The organism is Rhizobium sp. CF122, assembly GCF_000282035.1.
In the GTDB taxonomy this organism is placed as follows: domain Bacteria; phylum Pseudomonadota; class Alphaproteobacteria; order Rhizobiales; family Rhizobiaceae; genus Rhizobium.
In genome coordinates, this window is the sequence record NZ_AKKA01000095.1 from 1 (window position 1) to 23,649 (window position 23,649).

Genomic DNA, 23,649 nt, shown 5'->3' on the forward strand with positions numbered 1-23,649 from the left:
CACGGGGACGAGAATTTTCATGACTGCACCTGTTCGTTAGAGTTCAGAGCCGGGTCATCGCTTCGACCGGGCAGGAGCACCCAGAACGCAAAAAGCGGCTTATCCGTCGATCGCATGGCATGTCTTATTCCCGGCGGGTTGTAGAACGACCCGCCGATACCGGGTGAAAACCAGGCAGAATCCCCGTGCTGGAACTCTCCCTCGGACATCACGAGATAAACTTCTTCGGGGGCATGGTCGTGATCGGGGTATCGCACGTTCGGCGCCATTAAGGTGGCGCCAAACCAGACGTCATTGCGCTCCTCCAAGCCTCCCGGTCCGATGATCATCGCATTCGCATGCCCATCCTGAAAGTTGTCGCTTGCAGTACCGGAGGCATCCTGGCGGCGGCGCCAGGTAAGAAGTGGCTCAAGTGCCTGGAAGCGAGCATAAAGGTCCCGCAACAGCTGCGAACCGGCATCGACCGAAATCATGGACAAGAACTGGCACGCTGGTAGTCGGCTTCCTTTCCCCGGGCGCTGTTCGCCTGACATCTGGAGGATCGAAAAGACCTGGCTGAGCGATCGCCGGCTTTGGGGATCTTGGGCATGGCTGTCGAACGCCAGATATGCGGCGTCGATTAGAAGCTGCAGCTGATCACGACGTTCTGCCACTGACAGATCTCCGTTCGTTCAAAACGCGTTCTTGCGCGGTCTAGAGGTCCTTCGCGATGCGCAGACCATCGTATATGGCCGCATGGGTATTGCGCGCCGCGACCGCATCGCCGATCCGGAATAGCTGGAATTTTCCTTCAGCGTTGCGGACCACCGATTGGCGCTCGCCTGCCAAGAGCTGGTCGTAGGAGGTCTCGCCGAGATTGCTCGAAAGAGGCTTGAGGTCAAAGTAGAGCTCATCGAGCGGGATCGTGCCGTGGTTGACGACAATTTGGTCGACCACCCGCTGTTTCGACACGCCGCCATAATCGCTTCCGACGCTGGCAACGAGCTGGTTTCCGTTCCTTTCGGCGGACTCAAGGCGGAAGGTGACTGTGAAGGTGACATCCAGCTTCTGGAGAGACCGCATATACGGGACAAGGTTCATGGCCATGACTTCGGGCGCAAAGGAGCGGTCGGGCGTCATGATCTCGACCTTTGCGCCTGCCTTGGCAAGGAACTCGGCTGCCTGCAGGCCTGCATGATCTCCGGCATCGTCGAAGACGAGGACATTCGATCCCGGTTTCACGTCGCCGGAAATGATATCCCACGACGACACGACAAGATCGTTGCCCTTGGTCAGAACCTCCGTGTGAGGAAGGCCTCCTGTCGCGATGATGACGACGTCGGGCCTTTCCGCGGTGATCGTGTCTGCTTCTGCCCACCTATTGAAATGGAAGACGACACCGTATTTTTCGCACTGGGCCATCCGCCAGTCGATGATGCTGATCATCTCTCGGCGACGTTCACTCTGGGCAGTCAGGCGGATCTGTCCGCCCGGGTTGCTCGCGGCTTCGAAGACGATGACCTCGTGGCCGCGCTCGGCAGCGACGCGGGCCGCTTCGAGGCCCGCCGGGCCAGCGCCAACGACGACGACCTTCTTGCGAGTCTCGGCCTTGGGAACGACATGAGGCATGGTCTGTTCGCGGCCGGTGGCGGCGTTGTGAATGCAGAACGCCATGCCACCTTGGTAGATGCGATCAAGACAGTAGTTGGCGCCGACGCAGGGGCGGATGTCGTCCTCGCGCTTCTCGATGATCTTCCGGACGATGTGAGGATCCGTCATATGCGCACGCGTCATGCCAACCATATCGACCTTGCCCGCGGCGATAGCGTGACGGGCAGTAGCAACATCCGGAATCTTCGCGGCATGGAACGTCGGGAAATTCGTTGCAGCGCGGATCTCGCCGGCAAAATCGAGGTGGGGCGAGTTGGCCATGCCTTGGATCGGAATGACGTCGGTCAGGCCCGGATCCGTGTCGATGTGACCACGAATGACGTTCAGGTAGTCGACTAGACCGCTGTCGCGCAACCGCTTCGAAATTTCGATCCCTTCGGCCTTGCCTGTACCACCTGGAAGGCACTCGTCGGCGGTGTAACGGATGCCGAGGATGAAATCGTCGCCGACCCTCTGGCGCATCGCCTTGAACACGTCCAGACAGAAGCGCATGCGGTTTTCGAGCGGTCCGCCGTACGGACCTTCGAGCTCGTTGGTCAGCGGAGAGGCAAACTGGTCGATCAGGTGTCCATAGGCTTCCAGTTCCACGCCGTCCATGCCACCAGCCTTCATGCGCTCGGCGGCGTCGGCAAAGTCCTTGATGATGCGCTCGATATCCCAATCTTCCAGCTTCTTCGGAAACGCGCGGTGGGCCGCTTCACGATGATGCGACGGGGCGACGACCGGAAGCCAGTCGCCTTTGTCCCAGCGCGTACGCCGACCGAGATGGGTGAGTTGGATCATGATTGCCGCGCCCTGCTCGTGCACTGCATCGGTCATCTCCCGGATCCACGGGACGATCTCGTCCTTGTAGGCGAGCAGATTGTTGAAGACGGGCGGACTGTCCTTGGACACGGCTGCCGACCCCGCAGTCATCGTCATGGCGACACCGCCTTTGGCCCGTTCGACCGTGTAGGCCCGGTAGCGTTCCTTGGGCATGCCGTCCTCAGGATAGGCCGGCTCATGGGATGTCACGATGATGCGGTTGCGTAGCGTCAGATGCTTGAGTTGATACGGCTGCAGGAGGGGATCATTCGACATCGGTCGTGCTCCGAATTAGGAATTGGTTCGGACGCTAAGCACAATGTACATATGTGTCAATCATGAAAACACAGCAGTCGCATTAAATGGACAGTGATGTACATTTTGATTGCGTCGACCTTAACGATTTGCTAGGAGTTGGTTATGGACCAGAGTTTAAGCGACAGTGGCTGGCGTGGATCGCAGGAGGGATGGCTGGAGGCGGCCTACGACTCCCTGCTGGAGTCCGGGGTCGATTCCGTGAAGATCTTGCCTCTGGCGAAGAAGCTCAATCTCTCGCGCACAAGCTTTTACTGGTTCTTCAAGGATCGAGAGGAGCTGCTGGCCGGACTGGTGTCGCGTTGGCGCGAAAAGAACACCGGCAGCATCGTCAAGCAATCGGAAGCCTATGCCGAGACTCTGGCCGAGGCGATGCTAAACGTGTTCGACTGCTGGCTCGATTTCAGGCTTTTTGACAGCAAGTTCGAATTTGCCGTCAGAAGTTGGGCGCTCCAGTCAGACGGGATCCTCGCAGAGGTCCGCGAGGCCGATCGGACCAGAATGGAGGCGCTCACGCGCATGTTCATGCGGTTCGGCCACGCCGAGAACACGGCCGACGTTCGCGCACGAACGACTTACCTCGTGCAGATCGGCTACATCTCCATGCAGGCCAAGGAAGACGTGGCGGTAAGGATGAAGAGAATCCCGGAATACATCGCGATCTACACTGGCGAGATACCGCAGCAGCGAGAGCTCGATCGCTTTTACGCAAGACACGGATACAGGCCCGGCTAGGAGGAAAGGACGATGAACGTCTCGTTGAGGATCGGAGTGATTGGCGGAGCCGGATGGCTCGGAAGCGCAATTGCCAACTCCATGCTCAATGCCGGCATCGTCACGTCAGAGCACCTTTCGCTTTCTTATCGCAGCGCGAAACCGGAACGCTTCCCCAGCGCCTTTTGGACGAAGGATAACCAGGAGCTGGTGGACAGGTCCGATGTCGTGATCATGTCAGTTCGACCGCAGGACTGGGACGCGGTCTCGATCGACGCCAACCAGAAGCTGCTCATCTCGGTGATGGCGGGCATTCGTATTTCCGCGCTACAGGAAAGGCATAAGACCGAACGGGTGGTGCGAACGCTTCCCAATGCTGCGGCCGAAGTTTCGATGTCCTATACCCCATGGATCGCATCGAAAGCTGTGCAGGAACACGACCGAGATATCGTCAAAGCCATCTTTAGTGCCTGCGGAATCCAGGACGAGGTTAAGAGCGAACGCGACATCGACCATCTAACCGGCTTCTCGGGCACTGGGCCTGCCTTTCCGTCGTTGCTGGCCTCGGCAATGATGGAGCACGCGGTCGGCCATGGACTTTCCGTCGACGTGGCACGTCGCGCGGCGGTCACGCTTCTTAAAGGGACGGGTCGCCTTCTGGAAAAACGCCAGGAATGTCCCAACGACATCGTGCGCGCCTTTGTCGACTACCGCGGGGTGACCGCGGCGGCGATCGAGGAAATGCGTGCAGCAGGCCTCAACGAGGCCGTCTCCAGGGGACTGACCGTCGCGTTCAAGAGATCGGAGAGCATGGGAGATACCTCATGATGACCGTGGGGTGGGACTACGCGGCATCCCACTCTCAAAACATGCGCCGCAATAAAAGAGGGAACGGGAATGAAAAAACTATTGGCATCCACATGCATGATGTTCGGACTGCTGGGAGTGGCCTCATATGCGAACGCCGCCGATTGTGGCTCCCTGACGATCGCCAGCATGAACTGGCAGAGCGCCGAGGTTCTTTCGAATCTCGATAAGATTATCTTGAACGAGGGATACGGCTGCCAGGCGGAAATTACCGTCGGCGACACCGTCCCGACGATCACCTCAATGGCCGAGAAGGGCGAACCCGACATCGCGCCGGAGGCTTGGATTGATCTTCTTCCGGACGTCGTGAAGAAAGGCACTGATGAAGGACGCATCGTCAAAGTTGGTTCGCCCCTTCCCGATGGCGGTATCCAAGGTTGGTGGATCCCCAAATATCTCGCGGAAGCCCACCCTGATGTGAAGACGATTCCGGACATGCTCAAGCACCCGGAACTGTTCCCTGACCCGGAGGATTCTTCCAAGGGCGCAATTTTCAACGGACCGCAAGGTTGGGGCGGAACGGTCGTCACCTCTCAGCTCTATAAGGCTTTCGATGCAGAGAAGGCGGGCTTCAAGCTTGTGGACACGGGCTCCGCGGCCGGTCTCGATGGCTCGATTGCGAAGGCATACGAGCGCAAGCAGGGCTGGGTCGGCTACTATTGGGCCCCGACCGCTTTGCTCGGCAAGTATGAAATGGTGAAGCTGGAAGCCGGCGTCCCTGCTGATGCCGCTGAATGGAAACGCTGCAACACGGTGGCGGATTGCGCAGATCCCAAGCCGAACGCATGGCCTGTCGACACGATTGTCACACTGGTGGCGAAGCCATTCGCCGAAAAGGCTGGCCCGGATGTCATGTCCTACCTGCAGAAGCGCTCCTGGAGCAACGACACGGTCAACAAGGTCATGGCGTGGATGACCGACAACCAGGCAAGCGGCGAAGATGCTGCAAAGCACTTCCTCAAGGAAAACAAGGACATCTGGACCAAGTGGGTGTCGGAAGACGCAGCAAAGAAAGTCGAAGCCTCGCTTTGATAGTTGAGTGGGCGGCGCGTGCTGACGCGCCGCCACCTCAAAAGCCGGAAATAATCAAAAGACTTGTCACGGCTCTTTCAGAGAAAGGGGAACCGAATGGAATGGTTTTACAAATTTCCGCATATGAACGACGACAGTCTTCGCGATCTCAAGAAGATGATCGACGACGGATTTCGAGGTTTCACGCGCGCCTATGGTGATGCGATCGAGAGCTTCTTTTCTCCGTTGCAACACTTCCTGATCGCTGTCGACCGGTTCATGACTCAGACGCCATGGCCGATCATAACCCTTATGGTCCTCGTTGTTGCGTGGCTAGCGAGCCGCAGCCTGAAGATTGTGTTGAGCTGTCTCGTGACATTGTTGCTCATCGGTTACTTCGGCATGTGGGACGACACCATGCGGACTGTCTCGATGATCTTCGTCTGCACGGTCTTGTCTATCGCGCTCGGCTTGCCCATCGGCATTCTGATGGCGCGTTCCGACCGGTTCCAGCGCGTTGTCCATCCGATCCTCGACGTCATGCAGACAATGCCGAGCTTCGTCTACCTGATCCCTGTCGTCATGCTGCTCGGGATTGGCCGTGTTCCCGGCCTCATCGCCGTCGTGATCTATGCAATTCCGCCGATGATCCGACTGACCGACCTCGGCATTCGACTGGTCGACAAGGACGTGCTTGAGGCAGCCGATGCCTTCGGAGTTTCGAATTCCCAGAAGCTTTTCAAGGTACAGATGCCGCTTGCATTGCCAACCATCATGGCTGGGATCAACCAGACGATCATGATGGCACTGGCGATGGTCGTGGTGGCATCGATGATCGGCGTCCAGGGGCTTGGACAGCCTGTTCTGAAAGCGATTGCCAATCAGTACTTCACGCTGGGCATTTTCAACGGCCTTGCCATCGTCGGCATCGCCATCATCTTCGATCGAGTCAGCCAGGCATACGGCAAGCGGCTCCAGAAGCATCGGGAGATCGTCCATGGCTAATCATGATTTCGGCGGCATCAGGATCCGCCACCTCTTCAAGATCTTCGGTCCGAATGCCAGTTCCTATATCGAGGCGGTCCAGAACGGGCTGACCAAGTCCGAATTGAACCGAAAGCACGGCCACGTCCTTGGACTGCGCGATATCAACATCGAAATGCCGTCGGGCTACATCCAGGTCATCATGGGCCTGTCCGGTTCGGGAAAGTCGACGCTCATTCGTCACATCAACCGACTGATCGACCCGACGGCCGGCGAAGTGCTGGTCAACGGCAAAGACGTCGTCAAGATGGACGAGACTGAGCTTCGCACATTCCGCAGGCACCAGACGGCGATGGTGTTCCAGAAGTTTGCGCTCCTGCCGCATCGCAACGTTCTCGATAACACGCTCTTCGGCCTTGAAGTCCAGGGTGTGGAGCGTTCGAAGGCCGTCGACGTCGCAATGCGATGGCTTGAGCGCGTCGGCTTGAAGGGCTTTGAGGAGAAATACCCGAACCAGCTTTCAGGCGGCATGCAGCAGCGCGTCGGCCTGGCGCGCGCACTCTCGAACGACGCCCCGGTCCTTCTGATGGATGAAGCCTATTCTGCGCTCGACCCGCTGATCCGAACGGATATGCAGACAGTGCTGCTCGACATCCAGCAGGAGATCAAGAAGACGATCGTCTTCATCACACACGATCTCGATGAGGCGTTGAGATTGGGAGATCAGATCGCTATCCTGCGCGATGGCGAAATCATTCAGCAAGGCAGCAGCCAGGACATCGTGTTGCGGCCGGCAGATGAGTATGTCGCCAACTTCGTAAAGGAGGTCAACCGCGGTCGCGTGGTTCAGGTAAGCGCCGTCATGAGCCCTTTGCGGCCTGGAGCCGCCGTCAGCAGTTTCACCGTCGACGCTTCGACGACTGTCGAGGAGGCCGTTCGTCTGCTCGCGTTGGCGCCCGATGGCGATGTAACAGTCGTCGGGCAAGGATCTCGTCCTGTCGGTGTCGTCACTTTCCGCCAGCTTGCGGCCGCGATGGTCAACTCGGATGTCGCTCAAATAAGCGACGATGCTGTTGCCCTCGTGCGGTGAGGCTTTTCGCGCAAAGGTTCGACCACAATGCCAGTTGGAACGGATCCCCCTTTGCATGGGATTTCTCGCGAGTTCCATGCACTACAGCGCCTCCCAGGATTCAGGTTTGCCCGTCGAAATCCTCGGAAGCATGTTCTCTCCCGACGATAGGGCGTCGACGACGCGCTCGGGCAAGCACTCCTTTTCTCTGGCGCGGCAATTGCCCCCTGCTCTCAAGTCGATGACATCCGAAAGACCATCGTAGCCAGAATCTAGCAAAGACCCGCAATCCGGAAGCGATCATGCCCGAAAAGTTTCCCCGCCTGTTCAGTCCGCTCCTGATCCGTGGGCACACCCTTCGCAACCGCATCGTATTTGGCGCTCATACAGCAAACATGGCCGTCGACGGACTGCCAACCGAGCGCCATGTCGCCTATTACGCCGAGCGCGCGATCGGCGGCGCCGCGATGATCGTCGTCGAACCGATGCCGGTCCATGCTGCTGCGGTTCTGACACAGAGAAACTTCCGTCATTGCGACGATACCGTCGTCCCCCACTTTGCCAAGGTTGTTCGGGCCATCAAGGAGAACGGGGCCGTCGCGATCCAGCAGCTCTATCACGTTGGAGCGCACGGCGACTCCGACAATTCCTTCCATCCTCACTGGTCGCCGTCTGGTCTACCGAGCTACCACGACAGCGACGGATCGCATCCGATGACCGAAGCCGAGATCTGGGAAACGATCGACGGGTTTGTTCAAGCGGCACGGCGATGTTGCGAGGCCGGCTTCGACGGCGTGGAAGTCTGGGCAGCGTATCTGGGCATGGTCGACCAATTCTGGACGCCATGGAGCAATCGACGTGAAGATCGATGGGGAGGGTCGCTCGAAAACCGTACACGTATGTCTCGCGAGATTCTTTCCCGGATACGTGAGGCCTGTGGACCGAATTTCATTATAGGTCTTGCGGTTAGTGACGAGCCGGACGTGAAGGCAGCTCTCCAGCGAGAAGAACTTGCCGAGATCGTGAAGCTTCACGATGCGCTCGGTCTCGTCGATTACGTAACGTGCGGGTCGGGAGGCTACCTCGACTTCTACAAGCTGATGCCGACGTTTATCTATCCAGAAAAGCTCGGCGCCGATCTTGCCGCATGTCTGAAGACGGTCGTGAAGAACGCCGTCGTCATCGCCGAAAGTCACATCCGAACACCTGAGAATGCCGAGACGGTCCTCGGCGAAGGCGCGTGCGACCTTGTGTCCATCGTTCGCGGACAGATCGCCGACCCTCATCTGGCGCAAAAGGCCAGCGAAGGACGTCCTGAAGACATTCGTGGGTGCATCTCCTGTAACCAGATGTGCTGGGGGCGACGCTCTAGAGACTACTGGATAAGCTGCCTGATCAATCCTTCGGCGGGGCGTGAATTCGAATGGAACGGCGATCGATTCACCAAGACCTCTGATCCAAAGCGAGTATTTGTCATCGGTGGCGGTCCAGCAGGGCTCGAGGCGGCAAGGGTAGCGGCGGAACGCGGTCATAGCGTCGTCCTCTCGGAAGCCGGCATGCGCCTCGGCGGCAATTTTCTGCTCGCTGGTCTGCAGCCCCGGCGCGCCCAGATCCTTGATCTGCTCGGCTGGTACGAACGCCAACTGGACAAGCTCGGCGTTGACGTCAGGCTGAACACCTACGTGGAAGCCGACGAGATCGACCTATCGGAGGTGGATGTCGTTGTGGTGGCCACTGGTTCCTATTCCCCTGAGACCGGCTTTCAGAAAGCTTTGCCAACCGTTGAGGCGATGCCCGGCATCGACAAGCGCAGCGTTTTCACCGTCGAAGTGGTAATGGCAAGGCAGGCAAGACCAGGCAAGCGTGTCCTTCTCCTGGATGAGGGAGGTGGCTGGCGTGGATGCGGGACGGCTTGGAAGCTGGCGGAAGATGGCCATCATGTCACAATTCTTACGCCCGACCCGTTCGTCGGAAAGGAACTTCAAAGAACGGCCGCCGATGTGCCGATGCGACAGGTTTTGAAAAGGCTGGGTGTTCAATGGATCACGGAGGTCAGTGTCGTCAAATGGCACGGCAACGGTGCAACGATTTTGGATCACAACACCGGTGAGCGCCGCTTCTTCGAGGCGGAGGGGTTGGTCACCGCAACGACCAATCATCCGATGGACTGGCTGATGCCAAGCCTTCTTGAATTGGGCGTTGCCACGCGACAGATCGGAGATTGCGCGGCACCGCGCCAGGCTCCTTACGCGTTCTACGAAGGCAGAAAAGCAGGGCTGGAGATCTGACATGTCCGACGCGGTCGTACTCAGTCGGAAGGACGCCGAGGAACTTGCAATGAAAGCGTGCCTGGCTTGCGGTACGGCCGTATCGAGCGCACGTTCTCTCGTGGATGCTACGTTGTCGGCGGCAATCTACGGGCCACCTACCCTCGGATTTCCGCACCTCGTGGACTATCTCGATGGCTTCCGCAAGGGACGGATAAATCGCGATCCAAACCCGCGGTTGGAGCGTGCCTTTCCTGCATTTCTCGTTTCCGACGCAGATCGCGGCATCGCCCAGCTGGGTTTCGATCTTGCCTTTACCCATCTGCTCGAAGCCGTTCGCAATTTTGGTGTTGCTGTCTTCACGCAGACCAACAGCTATACGACCGGAGAGCTCGGATATTACGTCCGCAGACTTTGCAATGAAGGTGTGGTTGGACTGGCAGCGACGAATGCAAATGCCATGATGGTGGCCAAAGCCGGAGGACCTGTCGTCTACAGCACAAATCCGATGGCGTTCGGATTTCCGCTCGGCGAGTGCACGCCCCCAATGATCATTGATCAGGCGTCGAGCGCAACCGCTTACGTAAACATCGTGAGGGCAGCGGAAGAAGGAACGGCGATCCCTGAAGGTTGGGCGGTGGACGCAGACGGTAACGCAACCCAAGATGCAAAAACGGCGCTGACGGGAGCCTTGTTGCCCTTCGGCGGCCGCAAAGGCGCAAATATCGCGCTCCTTGTGGAAATGCTGTCGGCTGGCCTTTCCGGTGGCCCCTGGTCTCTGGATGCGCCGGATTTCAGGTCGGGTACGGCATCGCCCGCCGTCGGGCTGAGTGTCGTCGCAATCGTGCCTGGGCAAGGAGCTGACGGGCGGATTGATCGAGCACTCCGCCAAGTACGTCGCCTGCAGGACAAAGGCGTGTTCGTTCCAGGCGTTAGTGGAATAGAGTCCGCTCAGACATCAGGGGAACTATCCATCCCCCGCAGCGTCTATGAAAAGATCGTCGCCATCACGACCAAATAGGCGAGGCTTGGAAGCCCTTCTCAAACTCTTCAAGGGAAGACTGCTGCGCGTATCCGGCTGGTACGACAACGGATGGGGAGCCTCACGGCGCCACCGGAATGGGCATTGTCATGCCACTCATCATTGGCGTCATGAAAACGCGTCGGTTGGCCTTGCCAGCCTGTCGAGATACTTTCCTGTCAAAAGACACGAAAGCCCCACGGCCAGGCCATGCTCCTTCGTTCACGATAACACCATCCGCGAGATCACCACCGTTCAGCTGTGGCCGTTAACCCCTAAGCACTCTACGGAGGCGGTGAATGTGTCCAGCACCGATCCCGCAGCAACCGCCGACCATCGTTGCACCGGCCTCCGCCCACGAACAGGCAAAGCGCGAATAGATGTCATCATCCAGGTCGCTCCGAGTCTCGTGGAGGCCTTGGTTGGCAGCAGCATCTCCTTGCTCGCCCTCAAAGGCATTCGCATATACGCCGATTTTGAGGGGCGAGGCCCGATCCTTGAAAATCTGGGCCGCCGCGCCGACGGCCGCACGCATGACTTCCGGCTTGCTGCAGTTGAACAGGAGCGCCTCCGTACCCGATTGCGCCGCCCATGACGCAGCCTGCTCTACCAACTCGCCCGAGCGGAGCTTTGGTGGTGCGCCGCTTGTCTGCACTGCATCGTCGGCCAGGGTGAATGAGATCCAGAATGGTTTTCCGGTTTGCGCAACCGCCTCGCGAACGGCATCCCCTTCGGCGATGAGGCTCAGCGTTTCGCCTAGCCAGACATCGACATAAGGAGCGAGATTTTGCACGAGTACCGCAAGATACTTCTGTACCCGCAGAGGATCAAAATTCTGCGGCTCGTAGGAACCGAAAACGGGCGGTAGCGAACCGGCAACCAGGACCTTGCGGTCCCTGCAGGCATCCGCGGCGTCGCGGGCAAGCTTGCCTGAGCGCGCGATCAATGCGGCGCCTTCCTCCCAAAATCGGTCCTCGCCGATGTGAAACGGCACGAGAGCATAGCTGTTGGTCGTAATGACGTCGGAGCCCGCGGCAACGAATTCGTCGTGGACCTTGCGAACAATGTCTGGCGAATTGATAAGCGCGAGAGCCGACCATTCCGGCTGCTTCAGCTCGGCGCCAAGCCGTAAAAGTTCGCGGCTCATACCGCCGTCGAGGATGCAGACTTCATTCATGGAAGGATTCCGAACTTGGATCAGGGGGTTATCAGGAGCCAGAGAGCCGCAATCATCGTTGGAGCCGCTGGAAGTTGAGAAGACATGATCGTTCCTCTTGTTACCGTCGCACCGGCACCTCCGCCTCAAGCTGGCGGAAGACGCGGGCAATAGTGGCGGTGAGAATGAGATAGAACACCGTCACCACGATCAGCGGCTCGTAGACGAGCAATGTGTCCTGGCGCACCTTGCTTGCGACCGCATAGAGATCCATCACGGTGACGGTGAAGGCGAGTGGGGTCGCTTTCAGCTGCATGACGATTTCACCGCCAATCGTTGGTAATGCTATGCGGATGGCCCGCGGCAGCCAGATGCGCCGGATTAGCGTGAAGCGCGACATGCCGAATGCGCGGCCTGCTTCCAACTCACCTTTCGGTACGGCAAGCAGCGCGCCGCGCAACACTTCCGCTTCGTAGGCGGCGTAGTTCAGGGTGAAACTCACGGCCGCAAAGAAGAAACCCTCGCGCAGCATGGGCCAGAACAGGCTCTGGCGGATACCGGGAATCATCGGCAGTAGCGAACCAACACCATAGTAGAGAAGCCAAAGCTGGATGAGCAGAGGCGTGCCGCGGAAGAAGGTGCAATAGCCCCTAGCGAAATACCTGACGAGGGGGCCGCCGCTTACCTGCGCAAAGGCAAGACCGATCGCAATTGCGAAGCCGAAGACGACCGAGATCACCAGGAGCAGAACGGTCTGTGCGGCGCCTGCCAGTAGAAGCGGCCAGTAAGAGGCCATCCATGTGAAGGTCATGCTGCCCACTCCTCAGACGGGCTTCGGTTGGCCGCGCCGCACATGACGCTCGATCAGACTGAAGACGACGTTGGAGACGAGCGTGATGGCGAGGTAAAGAAGCGCTGCGGCCAGGAAGAAGATGAAGTAATGCTTGGTACTCGCGCCGGCCAGGCGAGTGGCGAGCGCGAGTTCCTGGTAACCGACGACGGCAACCAGCGCGCTGTCCTTGGTGATCGACATCCAGAGATTGGCAAGGCCCGGCAACGCGTTCGGCAAGAGTGCCGGCAAGATGACACGACGAAAACGCAATTGTGGCCCCATGCCGAAGGCCTTCGCCGCCTCGATTTCGCCAGCGGGAATGGCGAGGATCGCTCCCCTCAGCACTTCCGTCATGTAGGCACCCTGTACGAAGCCGAGCACAGCGACGGCGACGACGAAGCCATTCACCTCGATCTCCGGCAGACGAAACGTTGCCAGCAGCCGATTGAGGCCGTCCATGCCGGCATAATAGAGCCCGACGATCAAGATCAGTTCCGGAATGGCTCGAATAGCCGTCGTATAGAGATCGAGTACCAGACGAAGCGGCCGGTTGCCGGAAAGCTTGCCAAGAGCGCCTCCCGTCCCGAGCAGAAGGCCGATCAGGAAGGCGCCGGCAGAAATCGCAATCGTGGAGACGGCACCCACGAGCAACGTCCCACCCCATCCAGGTGGATAGGGTGAAAGAAGCTCGAGGATTCCTTGGGTGGCCGCCATCGTCCGGACCGCTTACTTTGCGCCGTAGATGTCGAAGTCGAAGTACGTCTTGGTGATTTCGTCATATTTGCCGCTGGCGCGTACCGCAGCGATCGCGGCGTTGAGCTTTGCCTTCAGTTCGGTATCTTCCTGGCGCAGGCCGCCGGACACTCCTGCCCCGAGAATCTCCTTGTCATCTGCCACGTCACCGGCCTTGGCGCAGCAATCCTTGCCGCTATCGCTTTTCAGAAAGGCATCCAGAGCAAGCGAATCCCCGAATACGTAGTCGATGCGTCCGGCAGCGAGGTCCTGGAACGCCTCATCGAGCGTCTGATAGGTCTTCTCGTCCGCGACCCCGGCAAAATACTTCTTGAAGTAGTCCGACTGGATGGTGGAGACCTGGATGCCGATGGTCTTGCGCTTCACATCCTCTGCACTTGCGCCGACCTTCTCATCCTTCGGCCCGATCAGCGTGCTGGGGGTGTTGTAATATTTGTCTGTGAAATCGATGACCTTCGAACGCTCAGGCGTATTCGACATGGACGACCAAATGACGTCGAACTTCTTGCTCTGCAGGGCAGGAATGAGGCCATCCCAGGACAGCTCCACGATTGAGCATTGCTCTTTCATCTCTCCGCAGACGGCGTTCATCAGATCGATTTCCCAGCCCTGCCATTGACCGGAGGCATCCTTGGCGAAGAACGGCGGATAAGATTCGTTCATAATGCCGAAACGAACCTCAGCCTGAGCGGTGATGGCCGAAAAAGCCAGCGTAGCGCCGGCAAGAAGCATGGGGAGTAGTTTCATTTTTCAAGATTCTCCTGATGTTGTCGTATGTGAAGGCGCCAAGGATCAGCGCGTGAGCATGCCGGTGAATTCGCGGCAGCGCGCGCTAAGGGGAGCGTCGAAGATCTGTTCGGGGCGCCCCTCTTCCTCGATCCGCCCCTGGTGCAGGAAGAGGATGTGGCTCGAGACATCGCGCGCAAAACGCATCTCGTGGGTAACGATGAGCATGGTTCGCCCCTCCTCGGCGAGGTCGCGTATGACCTTGAGCACCTCGCCGACCAGCTCCGGGTCGAGTGCCGACGTCGGCTCGTCGAAGAGCATCACTGACGGCTCGATGCAAAGTGCGCGGGCGATCGCCGCTCTTTGCTGCTGGCCGCCGGAGAGAAAAGCTGGGTAGGCATCGCGCTTGTCGTAAAGGCCTACCTTGCTAAGGAGCGCTTCTGCCTTCTCGATTGCCTCGCGGCGCGGAATGCGCAGGACGTGAACCGGGGCCTCGATAATGTTTTCGAGCACTGTCTTGTGTGCCCACAGATTGAAACTCTGGAAGACCATGCCGAGGCCGGCGCGCATCCGCTCGATCTGCCGCCAGCTCTTCGGCTGCAATTGCCCCCGATGCGTCCGCTTCCAGGCGACTTCCTCACCATTCACGATGATACGACCGCGGTCGGGAACGTCTAACAGATTGATGCAGCGCAGAAAGGTGCTCTTTCCAGACCCGGACGATCCGATGATCGAAATCACGTCACCCTGACGGGCCCTTGCCGAAACGCCCTTGAGGACTTCGTGCGAGCCGAAGCTCTTGTGTAGATCATCGACACATAGTGCCTGAGAGGTTGGTTCTGGCATTCACAATTCCGTAAAAGCAATTTGGGCAGAATATCGCGGATGTGCGCGAATTTTGCGCGCAAAGCTAAACTAAAATGAATAATATGTGCAAAAATCTCTTCCCATTGCTTGTTTTCGGATAGAACGAACGAAGCAGCTTACGGCGCGATGGCCAAAGGAGACAAAATGGAAAAACTGGATCACTTTGACCGCGACATTCTCCAGCTCGTTCAGCGTAATTGCCAGCGAACCGCCGAGAGCATCGCCGACGACGTCGGCCTCTCAACGTCGGCCGTTCAACGGCGTCTGAAGCGCCTGCGCGAAGATGGGATCATCAAGGCGGAGGTGGCGGTCGTCGAGCGCAAGGCAACCGGCACACCTATGGTGTTTATCGTCGGCATGGAAATTGAGCGGGACAATTACGATGCACTGGCGAAATTCCGGCTTTGGGCGGAAAAACAGGATCATATCCAGCAGGTCTACTATGTCACGGGAGCCGTGGATCTCATTGCCATCGTCACCGCCCGTGACGTCGAGCACTATGACGATATTGCAGCCTTGATCATGGCGGAAAACCCTCAGATCCGGCGCATGCACACCAATGTGGTACTTCGAGACGTAAAGCTTGGGCTCTTCGTCCCGCTGGCAGCTGGAGCCGACGACTGATAGGGAACTGCACGCACGTCGCATTCGACGCCGGTATTGTCTTTACAAACCAGCAGCTGCGACGGCGCCGGCCGGATGGATACCGGGACTACGCGCGATCAAGGCGAAGCGACACCCGGCCGGCTTCAAGCGGATCGACACGCCACCGGAGCAGGACGCACAGCTTAAGGTTACCGGAAGAGCCGTTCGACATAATTGCGCCCGAGTCCGACCTTCTCGTAGTGGTCACGACAAAGCGCAATGTAGTTGTGTACATCGAAGAACCCGTCCGGCTCGCCGGTCTTGTCGAGCCAGATCAGTGGCCCCTTGACCTGGAAGAACACCTTCATTGGCTGTTCGTGCTCGTAGGCGACCAGCGTATGGCCCTCGCCCGGCGTCTCGTAGACAAAATCGCCAGCCGTTGCCGTCCACTCATGCTCGAGGTATCCCCACTTGCCCGAGATCGTATAGGCGAAAACCTCGTGCGGATGATAGTGCCGGTTTACAAGGCCTGCCTTCTTGGCCATGAGGATGTCGCACCACTTGTTCTGCGTCGGCGAAATCCAGAGCGGTCGCGAAGAGACAGTATCCGTGAACGGAACATAATAGCGCTCATCCTCTGTCGGCGCATTTTGAAGGTAGACCTCGGGCAGCGCGTCTGGCTGAAAGACCTTGCTGATCGGCTGCAAGTCTTTCCAGAATTCTGTGGTCGCGAGTTCAGGCATGCTTTCCTCCCATTCTCATAGTCTCAGGCGCGCACACGCACGTCGAGCAGCGCCATGCTCCGGTTTTCGTCGATGTGGCGGATGGCTCGCGCAAGCGCGGCATCAAGATCGCCGCCACGCTCAACTCTTTCGGCGTGTGCCCGGCTCGCCTGCGCAATCTTGGTAAAGTCCGGGATTGGCGAAAGCGACGTCAGCGGCATCCGGTTCGCTTTGGCGGCATAGCCGTCCGGATAGATGCCAACCACGGATTGGCGCACGGCCCCCCATTCCGCATTGTTGACGATGATCAAAAGGATCGGAAGCGCCAGTGCCTCGGCGATCTGGTGGCAGGCAACCGGATTGGAAAAGATGTAGGAGCCGTCGCCCATCGTCGCCACGACGAGGCGGTCGCGATCTGCAAGCTGCATCCCGAGCGCGGCAGGGAAGGCCCAGCCAAGACCACCTGAATGCGGCTCCTGATACCAGCCACGATGGTCAGCAATTTGCATTGGGGCAAGCGGACATCCAAGCTCCGACAAAACCGTCGCCGGACGGCCGCCGATTGTCTTGGATAGCGTAAGGCTCACCCACTCCTTGGTCATTGGCTCAGCGCATCCGGCCTCTGCTCGCGCCAGCACCGCTGCCCGTGCCTCACCATTCCGCTTGGTCAAGGTTGCGGATCTGCGCTCAATGTCCGTTGCCGGAGACAATCGCGACATCGCCGCACGCAACGCTGCCAATCCATCGGCCACGTCGCAGGCGATTGTCACGTGCGAACGGAAATAGCGGACCGGAAAGCGCTGGAACAACGGATCCTGCCCGAGCTGGATGACCTTGCACCCATCGTTCAACGAATGAATATCGGGCGACCATGGAGCGAGTGCATCGATAACGAGCACAACATCGGCCTGCGCCAACAAGGGTTCGGGGTCGGCCTGCGCGGCCATCGGATGGTCACTCGGGAGCGCAAGCTGCACGGCCCAATACTGGCAAACCGGAATTGCCCATTCCTCGACAAGGGCACGAAGCGCTGCAAACCCCTGTTTTGATCCAGCACCGCGCTGCGCAAAAATCACCGGCTGGCGTGCGCATGAGAGGAGCCGCGCCGCCTCTTCAATCGCCCTTGGATCTGGCGCGTGGATAAAGGCTTCCATCTGCAGGGTAGCCCCCAAACCTTCTGTCGGACAAGGCTGACACAGAACCTCGCGTGGCAGGCTCATGTAAACTGGCCCGCGCGGCGTCGACATTGCAATGGCATGTGCGCGGTCGACCATCTGTGGCACATGTTCCGGAAAGCGGAGTTCGTCGTCCCATTTCACGGCCTCGCGCACCAATGCCGCCTGGTCGCGCATCTCCTGCCCCCAGCCGATCGGCACCGTGCGCGACCCAAGATGACCCATCTCCGAAGCCGGCGTCTTGCCCGAAAAAAGCAGTAGGGGAATATGCTCGGTCGCGGCATTGATCGCCCCGATCGCACAATTTGCAAGGCCGACATTTGTGTGCGCCATGACCGCCTGCGGACGCCCCGTCGCCAGGTAATAGCCGTGCGCCATCCCCATTGCCGCGCTCTCATGTGGGATGACGATCGCCTCCGGCAGGGGGATGCCCTTGGCATCAGCCTCAGCCAACCCTTCGATGATGGGAGGAAAATCGGTTCCCGAATTGGCGAAAATATAGTCGATGCCGATCGCCTTGAGCCGTGCCAGTAGCGCCCCGCCAGCGGTTATCGTCTCTCCCCTGGCTTGGCGCTCGATGTTGCTGTCCATGTATCGTTCCCCGTTGCCTAGACGCTCATGCCGCCGTCGACCATGAGCGTCGTTCCGGTGACGAAGCTCGACTGGTCCGAGACAAGGTAGAGCACCGATCTCGCAACCTCGCCGGCGGTTCCATGTCGTCCGAGCGGAATGATCCGGTTGAAGAATTCAGTGCCATCAGCACCAATCGCAGCACCCAGTCCCTGTTCAACGGCGAGCTGGAAGCTGTTGTCGATCGGACCGGGATGGATGGTATTGACGCGGATACCACGCGGCGCCAACTCCTTGGCAAGACAACGCATGAGACCGACCTGTGCATGCTTGGCGGTGATGTAGGCATAGACGCCGGCATCACCGCGGACACCGGCGACAGACGAGGTAATCACGATGCTGCCACCGTCGCGCATGGCAGGCACAACGAACTTCGCGGCAAGGAAGGCCCCCTTCACGTGGACCGCCTGTACGGCATCGAAGGCATCTTCCGGATAGTCCTCGATCGGCGACACCGTACCGAAGTTGCCCGCATTGGAAAACAGCACATCAATCGAGCCGAACCGATCAACCGTGCGCTTGACGTAGCGCGCTGTGTCTTTCGCATTCGACACATCCGCCGCAATCAATTCCACCCGATCCGCCGGCAAATCCGCTGCCGCCTGCGCAAGTGCCTGTCGCGCGAGATCGACGAGGGCAACGTTTGCTCCTTCTGCGAGAAACAGCCTGGCGGCCGCCAGGCCGAGACTTCCTGCGCACCCCTAACGATGCAGGTTTTCCCATCAAGCATACCCAAGGCGCTCTCCATCAGATCGGATAGTGGATCGGGCCATCCTGAATGGTGATCCAGCGCAGTTCGGTAAACTCGGCAATTCCGGCTTTGCCGCCAAAGCGGCCATAGCCGGAATCCTTGACACCGCCGAACGGCATCTGTGCCTCGTCATGCACGGTTGGACCGTTGATGTGGCAAATGCCCGATTCGATCCTTCTTGCAACGGCCATGGCGCGGTTCACGTCCTTGCCGAAGACCGCCGACGAAAGCCCGTACTCCGTGTCGTTGGCAACGCGGACGGCCTCATCGATCGAGCCGACACGCACCACCGAGACAACCGGCCCGAAGCTCTCCTCTGCATAGATCCGCATGGCAGGCGTTACACGGTCAAGCAGCGTTGCATCGACGATTGTGCCATTGACGTCGCCACCCCCGGCAAGAACCGCCCCCTTGGAAACCGCGTCCCGCACCAGTGCGTCGATGCGTTGCGCTGCCCTGGAATCAACGACAGAGCCAAGCGGCGTGTTTGCCTTGCGCGGGTCGCCCGCCTTGAGCGTCTTGACCTTGGCAGCCAATGCCTCAACGAAGGTGTCAGCGATCTTGTCGTCGACGACGATCCGCTCGGTGGACATGCAGATCTGTCCCTGGTTCATATAGGCCCCGAACGCTGCAGCGGCGACGGCCTGCTCGATGTCGGCATCGTCCAGAACGACGAATGGCGCTTTGCCGCCAAGCTCCAGCAGCACAGGCTTCAAATGCCGGCCAGCGGTTTCGGCGATGATGCGGCCGACACGCGTGGAGCCGGTGAAATTTACCCGGCGCACCGCAGGGTGGGCAATGAGCGTCTCGACGATCTCGCCCGCATCTTCCGGTGCGTTCGACACTGCGTTCAGCACTCCCTCTGGCAGATCGGCCTCGTGCAGCGCATCGACGATCAGTCGGTGGGTTCGCGGGCAGATCTCCGAGGTCTTCATCACGACGGTATTGCCGCAAGCAAGCGGCGTTGCCAAAGAGCGGACGCCTAGAATAACCGGCGCATTCCACGGCGCGATGGAAAGCACCACGCCTGCCGGCTGGCGGATCGCCATGGCGAGGCTCCCGGGCCGGTCAGACGGAATGACCTCGCCTGAAATCTGGGTCGTCAGAGATGCCGCCTCCCGAAGCATATCCGCAGCAAGGCCAACGTTGAACATCGCCCATCCAGCGGTTGCACCCGTTTCCGCAGCCATGGCCGCCACGAACTCGGGCGCCTTTTCCTGCAGCCGGTCGGCGGCAGCGAGCAACAGCTTGCGGCGCTGGCCGGGGCCGGTCGCGGCCCAGGCAGGAAACGCCTTGGCGGCAGCATTTGCGGCTTGGCGGGCATCTTCCACCGAAGCTGCGGCAACGGTCGAGGCGACTTCTCCGGAAATCGGGTTCAGCCGCTCGAAACTGCGACCGTCGGTCGCTTCCACTTCGGCATTGTTGATCTTCAGGCCAAGCATGTTCATGGGGATCTCCGTGTCACCAAATCAAACCATCGCGCCGAGAAAAGCGCGCTGCACTGCGGGATCGTTTATCAGTTCGCCGGCGGGTCCCTCGCCAGTGATCCGGCCGGCCTCGGCAAGATAGCCACGGTCGGCGATGGAAAGGCTCTTCTTGACGTTCTGCTCGACGATCAGAAGTGCAAGTCCTCTTTTTCGAATCCGAGCCAGGCTCTCGAACAGCTCGCCGACGACAAGGGGCGCTAGGCCAAGGCTCGGCTCGTCCAGCATCAAGAGATCCGGCTTCGACATCAGTGCCCGGCCAATTGCCACCATCTGCTGCTCGCCGCCTGACATCGTATTGACGAACTGCCCGGCCCGGTCGCGTAGCTTGGGAAAGAGCTCAAGGATGAATTGGCGGCTCTCGGCCGCGTACTTGCGAGCGCGCCTGGAGTAGGCCCCGAGGAGAAGATTTTCCTCCACGGTGAGATCGCCGAACACTCCCCTTCCCTCCGGCACGAGGGCGATGCCGGCCTCGACGATTTCATGCGCAGGCACGCCCGATATCTTGTTCCCGGCAAAACTCACCACGGCACCAGGGTCTGGCCGGGTGATCCCGGCGATCGACTTCAGCAGCGACGACTTGCCCGCGCCGTTGGCGCCTAAAATGACCACGGTCTCGCCTTTGTTGACCTTGATCGATACGCGATCAAGCGCATTGTGGCGGCCGTAGTGCAGCGAAAGATGAGCAACCTCAAGCATGGCGCTCTCCGAGGTAGGCGGTGACGACGTCAGCATTGGCGAGCGCTTCAGCTGTTGATGCGTCGGCGATCTTGCGGCCGGCGTTCATGACGACGCAGCGGCTGCAGACCGCGCGGATGGCATCCATCACGTGCTCCACGAGAAGAATGGTGATACCGCGATTTTTCAACGTGAGGATCAGATCGATCCCCGTTCTAAGTTCCGTCGGATTGAGCCCCGCCAGCCACTCGTCCAGCAACAGCAGTTCCGGTTCGGCTGCAAGTGCGCGGGCAAGTTCCATGCGCTTCAGGTCGATATAGGTCAGGTCCTGTGCCGCCTGATGCGCGCGATGGGCCAGGCCGACCTCATCAAGCTTGGCGAGCGCCGCTTCCTCAGCCGCACGTCCCCATAGCTTGCCACGGCCGAAGGCAAGCGCGACCACAACATTTTCCATGACGCTCAGCGACGGCAGCGCGCGCACCAACTGGAAGGTGCGTGACACTCCCTTCAAAGCCACCCGGTGCGGCGCCAGTCCGGAGATGATATGATCGCTGAGCGCAATCGTTCCCCCCGTCGGCCTCAGATGCCCGGAGATCATGTTGAGAACCGTGGTCTTGCCGGAACCGTTTGGGCCAAGCAGACCGACGACCTCGCCACGCTCCATCGAGAATGACACCGCATTTACCGCCGTTAGGCCGCCGAAACGCTTGGTCAGGCCGGAGATCGTCAAAAGCTCGCTCATTCGGCAACTCCCGGAACTGCTTTGATCTTGCCATTGTGCCGGCGCTTCCAGTTCTCTTCGATGAAGGCCAGCACGCCACGCGGCAACACGAAGACGATCGCGATGAATAGCAGGCCGAGGATGATCGAATAATGGTTCGGGAAGTTGGCCGACAGCCATTCAAATAGCAGGAAGAGTGGCACGGCACCCAAGAGCGGTCCCCAAAGCCTGTTGGCGCCCCCAAGCAAGGCCATGATCAGCGTCAGGAAGGAAAGCGTGGGATTGAAGGCAATCGCCGGCTCCACATAGGTCCAGCGCGGCGCCTGGATGGCACCGACGAGCGTGATGATAACGGAACTTATGGCAAATAGCGCAAGCTTCACGCGGACAATGTTAATGCCGCAATGGGCAGCAACGACCTCGTCGTCACCGATCACCTTCAGGGCCAATCCGATACGGCTGCGGCCCACACCCCAGCAGATGAGCAAAGTGGCCGTCGCCAGCGCCAGAAGCTGCCAGTATATCCCTTCCGGCGTCACCGGCAGGAAGATATAGCGACCGAGCGTTCCCGTCATATTGACCTCGTACCAGGTCACGAGCTGGCGTACCAGTTCGGCAAGACCAAAGGTGAAGATGACGAAATAGACGCCGGCAAGCCTCAGGGTCGACAAGCCGACAATGAGTGCGACTGCAAGGCCGATAACGCCGGCAATCGGAAGGAGCAGAACATAAGGAACGCTCTCGCTGAAGACTGCGCAGGTATAGGCGCCGATGCCGAAAAAAGCGACGGTTGCGAGCGACACGTAGCGCGTTGGACCGGAAAACAGCGCCCAGGCTGTTGCCAGGGTGACATAGCCGAGCATCCCGATCATCAGTGTGACGGTATAGGGATTGGCATAGAACGGCAGGCAGGCCAATGCGCCAACAACAACGGTGATGATCGCGGCCTGTAAAAGAGAATTGCGGCTCATCTTGTGGTCCTTCCGAACATACCGGCCGGACGCCACAGCAAAACACCAAGGAAGATGAGATAGGTCGCCGCGAGCGTGAGCCCCGGCGACACAAAGGTCGCCACGAAGGTCTCCACCAGACCGAGAATCAAGCCTGCCGAAAGTGCGCCGAGAATATTGCCAACGCCGCCCATGATGACCACGATCAGCGCCTTCATGGTGAAAACGACGCCCGAGGTTGCCGTAAACGTCTGATACATCGAGATGACGACACCGCCGGCGGCCGCAAGAGCTCCCCCGATCGCAAACGCCGTGCGTGCGGCCTTGTCGACATCTATGCCGACGAGGGCGGCAGACGATGGCGAAACCGCAACGGCGCGCAGTGCAGTGCCCCAGAGAGTTCGGGTTAGAACGAGATAGATGCCAAGGCCGGAGACGACGGCCATCACAAGCGCCAGCAACCGATTTGCGGCGACCGTTGTGCCAAGCACCTTCACGGGAATGTTGAGGTAGCTGTAGTTTGTGAAATTCGCCCCAAACACCACCAGCAGCAGGCCCTGGATCACGAAGAGCAAACCGAACGTCGCCAGGATCGAGTCGATCTCGAGGCTCGCCTTGTCACGGGCGCGGGCAACAAGCGGGCGCATCAGCAGGCCATAGACGATGTAGCCGAGGAAAAAGCCCCCCGGTATGGCAATGAGAAGGCCGAGTACCGGACTGACGCCCCATTGGGAAAACATCACGTACGCCAGGAATGCGGCAGCGATGATTGTCTCGCCATAGGCAAGGTTCATGATCCGCGCAATGCCGTATTGGAGCGTCAATCCCATGGCGACGAGCGCGTAGGTCCCGCCGAGCACCAACCCGGATAGTATGGCTGTGCCGAGCATCAGCCCCCTCCTTCAATCGAGATGCGA

Annotated in this window: 23 protein-coding genes; 8 read left to right on the forward strand and 15 right to left on the reverse strand. The window is 59.3% G+C overall.

All coding sequences use genetic code 11. From position 1 onward, the window contains the following. Positions 1–17: 17 nt before the first annotated feature. Both PMI09_RS23965 and PMI09_RS23970 read right to left on the reverse strand, forming a co-directional pair. A complete protein-coding gene (locus PMI09_RS23965) occupies positions 18–653 on the reverse strand; it encodes a dimethylsulfonioproprionate lyase family protein (RefSeq protein WP_007800558.1) in 636 nt (211 codons plus the stop codon). Between the two features lie 40 nt (positions 654–693). Further along, the gene (locus PMI09_RS23970; protein ID WP_007800560.1) at positions 694–2,730 is read right to left on the reverse strand and encodes an NADH:flavin oxidoreductase; all 2,037 of its coding nucleotides are present in this window, start codon (positions 2,728–2,730) and stop codon (positions 694–696) included. A gap of 144 nt (positions 2,731–2,874) precedes the next feature. On the opposite strand from PMI09_RS23970, the gene PMI09_RS23975 reads away from it, so the two are divergent. From PMI09_RS23975 to PMI09_RS24005, 7 genes are all read left to right on the forward strand, one after another. Continuing rightward, complete coding sequence (locus tag PMI09_RS23975; RefSeq protein WP_007800562.1) at positions 2,875–3,504, forward strand: TetR/AcrR family transcriptional regulator; 630 nt, start codon at positions 2,875–2,877, stop codon at positions 3,502–3,504. A gap of 12 nt (positions 3,505–3,516) precedes the next feature. Then, the gene (locus tag PMI09_RS23980) at positions 3,517–4,311 is read left to right on the forward strand and encodes a pyrroline-5-carboxylate reductase family protein (RefSeq protein ID WP_007800564.1); all 795 of its coding nucleotides are present in this window, start codon (positions 3,517–3,519) and stop codon (positions 4,309–4,311) included. Positions 4,312–4,380: 69 nt separating this feature from the next. Beyond that, positions 4,381–5,382 carry an ABC transporter substrate-binding protein gene (locus tag PMI09_RS23985; protein WP_007800567.1) on the forward strand — a complete coding sequence of 334 codons (1,002 nt, stop codon included), beginning with the start codon at positions 4,381–4,383 and terminating at the stop codon, positions 5,380–5,382. A 96-nt stretch (positions 5,383–5,478) separates the two neighbouring features. Next, positions 5,479–6,366 carry an ABC transporter permease gene (locus tag PMI09_RS23990; protein WP_007800569.1) on the forward strand — a complete coding sequence of 296 codons (888 nt, stop codon included), beginning with the start codon at positions 5,479–5,481 and terminating at the stop codon, positions 6,364–6,366. Next, a complete protein-coding gene (locus tag PMI09_RS23995) occupies positions 6,359–7,435 on the forward strand; it encodes a quaternary amine ABC transporter ATP-binding protein (protein WP_007800572.1) in 1,077 nt (358 codons plus the stop codon). Before PMI09_RS23990 ends, PMI09_RS23995 begins: the two co-directional genes overlap by 8 nt. Before the next feature lie 281 nt (positions 7,436–7,716). Further along, on the forward strand, positions 7,717–9,702 hold the full coding sequence (locus PMI09_RS24000) for an oxidoreductase (protein WP_007800575.1): 1,986 nt from the start codon (positions 7,717–7,719) through the stop codon (positions 9,700–9,702). 1 nt (position 9,703) lies between these two features. Further along, positions 9,704–10,702: an Ldh family oxidoreductase gene (locus PMI09_RS24005; protein WP_007800577.1), complete on the forward strand. Its 999-nt coding sequence runs from the start codon at positions 9,704–9,706 to the stop codon at positions 10,700–10,702. Positions 10,703–10,970: 268 nt separating this feature from the next. Here PMI09_RS24005 and PMI09_RS24010 read toward each other — a convergent pair whose 3' ends face one another. The 5 genes from PMI09_RS24010 to PMI09_RS24030 all read right to left on the reverse strand — a co-directional run bounded on the left by PMI09_RS24010 (position 10,971) and on the right by PMI09_RS24030 (position 15,015). Further along, positions 10,971–11,879: a homocysteine S-methyltransferase family protein gene (locus tag PMI09_RS24010; protein WP_007800579.1), complete on the reverse strand. Its 909-nt coding sequence runs from the start codon at positions 11,877–11,879 to the stop codon at positions 10,971–10,973. 100 nt (positions 11,880–11,979) lie between these two features. Next, positions 11,980–12,669: an ABC transporter permease gene (locus PMI09_RS24015; RefSeq protein ID WP_007800581.1), complete on the reverse strand. Its 690-nt coding sequence runs from the start codon at positions 12,667–12,669 to the stop codon at positions 11,980–11,982. Positions 12,670–12,681: 12 nt separating this feature from the next. Further along, complete coding sequence (locus PMI09_RS24020) at positions 12,682–13,404, reverse strand: ABC transporter permease (RefSeq protein WP_007800583.1); 723 nt, start codon at positions 13,402–13,404, stop codon at positions 12,682–12,684. 12 nt (positions 13,405–13,416) lie between these two features. Further along, positions 13,417–14,190, reverse strand: a complete 774-nt coding sequence (locus PMI09_RS24025; RefSeq protein ID WP_007800584.1) for a transporter substrate-binding domain-containing protein — start codon at positions 14,188–14,190, stop codon at positions 13,417–13,419. A gap of 45 nt (positions 14,191–14,235) precedes the next feature. Further along, positions 14,236–15,015 (reverse strand): ABC transporter ATP-binding protein, encoded by a 780-nt coding sequence (locus PMI09_RS24030; protein WP_007800586.1) that lies wholly within the window; start codon positions 15,013–15,015, stop codon positions 14,236–14,238. Positions 15,016–15,180: 165 nt separating this feature from the next. Here PMI09_RS24030 and PMI09_RS24035 point away from each other — a divergent pair, with 165 nt between their 5' ends. Continuing rightward, positions 15,181–15,660 carry an Lrp/AsnC family transcriptional regulator gene (locus PMI09_RS24035; RefSeq protein WP_007800588.1) on the forward strand — a complete coding sequence of 160 codons (480 nt, stop codon included), beginning with the start codon at positions 15,181–15,183 and terminating at the stop codon, positions 15,658–15,660. 170 nt (positions 15,661–15,830) lie between these two features. On the opposite strand, the gene PMI09_RS24040 is transcribed toward PMI09_RS24035, so the two are convergent. The 8 genes from PMI09_RS24040 to PMI09_RS24075 all read right to left on the reverse strand — a co-directional run bounded on the left by PMI09_RS24040 (position 15,831) and on the right by PMI09_RS24075 (position 23,622). Beyond that, on the reverse strand, positions 15,831–16,364 hold the full coding sequence (locus PMI09_RS24040; protein WP_007800590.1) for a 2,4'-dihydroxyacetophenone dioxygenase family protein: 534 nt from the start codon (positions 16,362–16,364) through the stop codon (positions 15,831–15,833). A gap of 23 nt (positions 16,365–16,387) precedes the next feature. After that, the gene (locus PMI09_RS24045; protein ID WP_007800593.1) at positions 16,388–18,109 is read right to left on the reverse strand and encodes a thiamine pyrophosphate-requiring protein; all 1,722 of its coding nucleotides are present in this window, start codon (positions 18,107–18,109) and stop codon (positions 16,388–16,390) included. Positions 18,110–18,126: 17 nt separating this feature from the next. Then, positions 18,127–18,828, reverse strand: a complete 702-nt coding sequence (locus PMI09_RS24050) for an SDR family oxidoreductase (protein WP_081499106.1) — start codon at positions 18,826–18,828, stop codon at positions 18,127–18,129. Positions 18,829–18,895: 67 nt separating this feature from the next. Next, entirely contained in the window at positions 18,896–20,347 is a 1,452-nt protein-coding gene (locus tag PMI09_RS24055; RefSeq protein WP_007800597.1) for an aldehyde dehydrogenase, read from the reverse strand. 21 nt (positions 20,348–20,368) lie between these two features. Beyond that, positions 20,369–21,082, reverse strand: a complete 714-nt coding sequence (locus tag PMI09_RS24060) for an ABC transporter ATP-binding protein (protein ID WP_007800600.1) — start codon at positions 21,080–21,082, stop codon at positions 20,369–20,371. Continuing rightward, the gene (locus tag PMI09_RS24065) at positions 21,075–21,803 is read right to left on the reverse strand and encodes an ABC transporter ATP-binding protein (RefSeq protein ID WP_007800602.1); all 729 of its coding nucleotides are present in this window, start codon (positions 21,801–21,803) and stop codon (positions 21,075–21,077) included. The genes PMI09_RS24060 and PMI09_RS24065 overlap by 8 nt, the downstream gene beginning before the upstream one ends. Continuing rightward, positions 21,800–22,753: a branched-chain amino acid ABC transporter permease gene (locus PMI09_RS24070; RefSeq protein ID WP_007800605.1), complete on the reverse strand. Its 954-nt coding sequence runs from the start codon at positions 22,751–22,753 to the stop codon at positions 21,800–21,802. The genes PMI09_RS24065 and PMI09_RS24070 overlap by 4 nt, the downstream gene beginning before the upstream one ends. Beyond that, the gene (locus PMI09_RS24075) at positions 22,750–23,622 is read right to left on the reverse strand and encodes a branched-chain amino acid ABC transporter permease (RefSeq protein ID WP_007800607.1); all 873 of its coding nucleotides are present in this window, start codon (positions 23,620–23,622) and stop codon (positions 22,750–22,752) included. The genes PMI09_RS24070 and PMI09_RS24075 overlap by 4 nt, the downstream gene beginning before the upstream one ends. Between the last annotated feature and the right edge of the window lie 27 nt (positions 23,623–23,649).

Coding starts and splice junctions, on each gene's coding strand:
- PMI09_RS23980 (WP_007800564.1), top strand. CDS start 3,517: ATGAACGTCTCGTTGAGGATCGGAGTGATTGGCGGAGCCGGATGGCTC.
- PMI09_RS23970 (WP_007800560.1), bottom strand. CDS start 2,730: ATGTCGAATGATCCCCTCCTGCAGCCGTATCAACTCAAGCATCTGACG.
- PMI09_RS24040 (WP_007800590.1), bottom strand. CDS start 16,364: ATGCCTGAACTCGCGACCACAGAATTCTGGAAAGACTTGCAGCCGATC.
- PMI09_RS24055 (WP_007800597.1), bottom strand. CDS start 20,347: ATGAACATGCTTGGCCTGAAGATCAACAATGCCGAAGTGGAAGCGACC.
- PMI09_RS23975 (WP_007800562.1), top strand. CDS start 2,875: ATGGACCAGAGTTTAAGCGACAGTGGCTGGCGTGGATCGCAGGAGGGA.
- PMI09_RS24065 (WP_007800602.1), bottom strand. CDS start 21,803: ATGAGCGAGCTTTTGACGATCTCCGGCCTGACCAAGCGTTTCGGCGGC.
- PMI09_RS24030 (WP_007800586.1), bottom strand. CDS start 15,015: ATGCCAGAACCAACCTCTCAGGCACTATGTGTCGATGATCTACACAAG.
- PMI09_RS23985 (WP_007800567.1), top strand. CDS start 4,381: ATGAAAAAACTATTGGCATCCACATGCATGATGTTCGGACTGCTGGGA.
- PMI09_RS24060 (WP_007800600.1), bottom strand. CDS start 21,082: ATGCTTGAGGTTGCTCATCTTTCGCTGCACTACGGCCGCCACAATGCG.
- PMI09_RS24025 (WP_007800584.1), bottom strand. CDS start 14,190: ATGAAACTACTCCCCATGCTTCTTGCCGGCGCTACGCTGGCTTTTTCG.
- PMI09_RS23990 (WP_007800569.1), top strand. CDS start 5,479: ATGGAATGGTTTTACAAATTTCCGCATATGAACGACGACAGTCTTCGC.
- PMI09_RS24020 (WP_007800583.1), bottom strand. CDS start 13,404: ATGGCGGCCACCCAAGGAATCCTCGAGCTTCTTTCACCCTATCCACCT.
- PMI09_RS24000 (WP_007800575.1), top strand. CDS start 7,717: ATGCCCGAAAAGTTTCCCCGCCTGTTCAGTCCGCTCCTGATCCGTGGG.
- PMI09_RS24015 (WP_007800581.1), bottom strand. CDS start 12,669: ATGACCTTCACATGGATGGCCTCTTACTGGCCGCTTCTACTGGCAGGC.
- PMI09_RS24045 (WP_007800593.1), bottom strand. CDS start 18,109: ATGGACAGCAACATCGAGCGCCAAGCCAGGGGAGAGACGATAACCGCT.
- PMI09_RS24070 (WP_007800605.1), bottom strand. CDS start 22,753: ATGAGCCGCAATTCTCTTTTACAGGCCGCGATCATCACCGTTGTTGTT.
- PMI09_RS24010 (WP_007800579.1), bottom strand. CDS start 11,879: ATGAATGAAGTCTGCATCCTCGACGGCGGTATGAGCCGCGAACTTTTA.
- PMI09_RS24035 (WP_007800588.1), top strand. CDS start 15,181: ATGGAAAAACTGGATCACTTTGACCGCGACATTCTCCAGCTCGTTCAG.
- PMI09_RS24075 (WP_007800607.1), bottom strand. CDS start 23,622: ATGCTCGGCACAGCCATACTATCCGGGTTGGTGCTCGGCGGGACCTAC.
- PMI09_RS24005 (WP_007800577.1), top strand. CDS start 9,704: ATGTCCGACGCGGTCGTACTCAGTCGGAAGGACGCCGAGGAACTTGCA.
- PMI09_RS23995 (WP_007800572.1), top strand. CDS start 6,359: ATGGCTAATCATGATTTCGGCGGCATCAGGATCCGCCACCTCTTCAAG.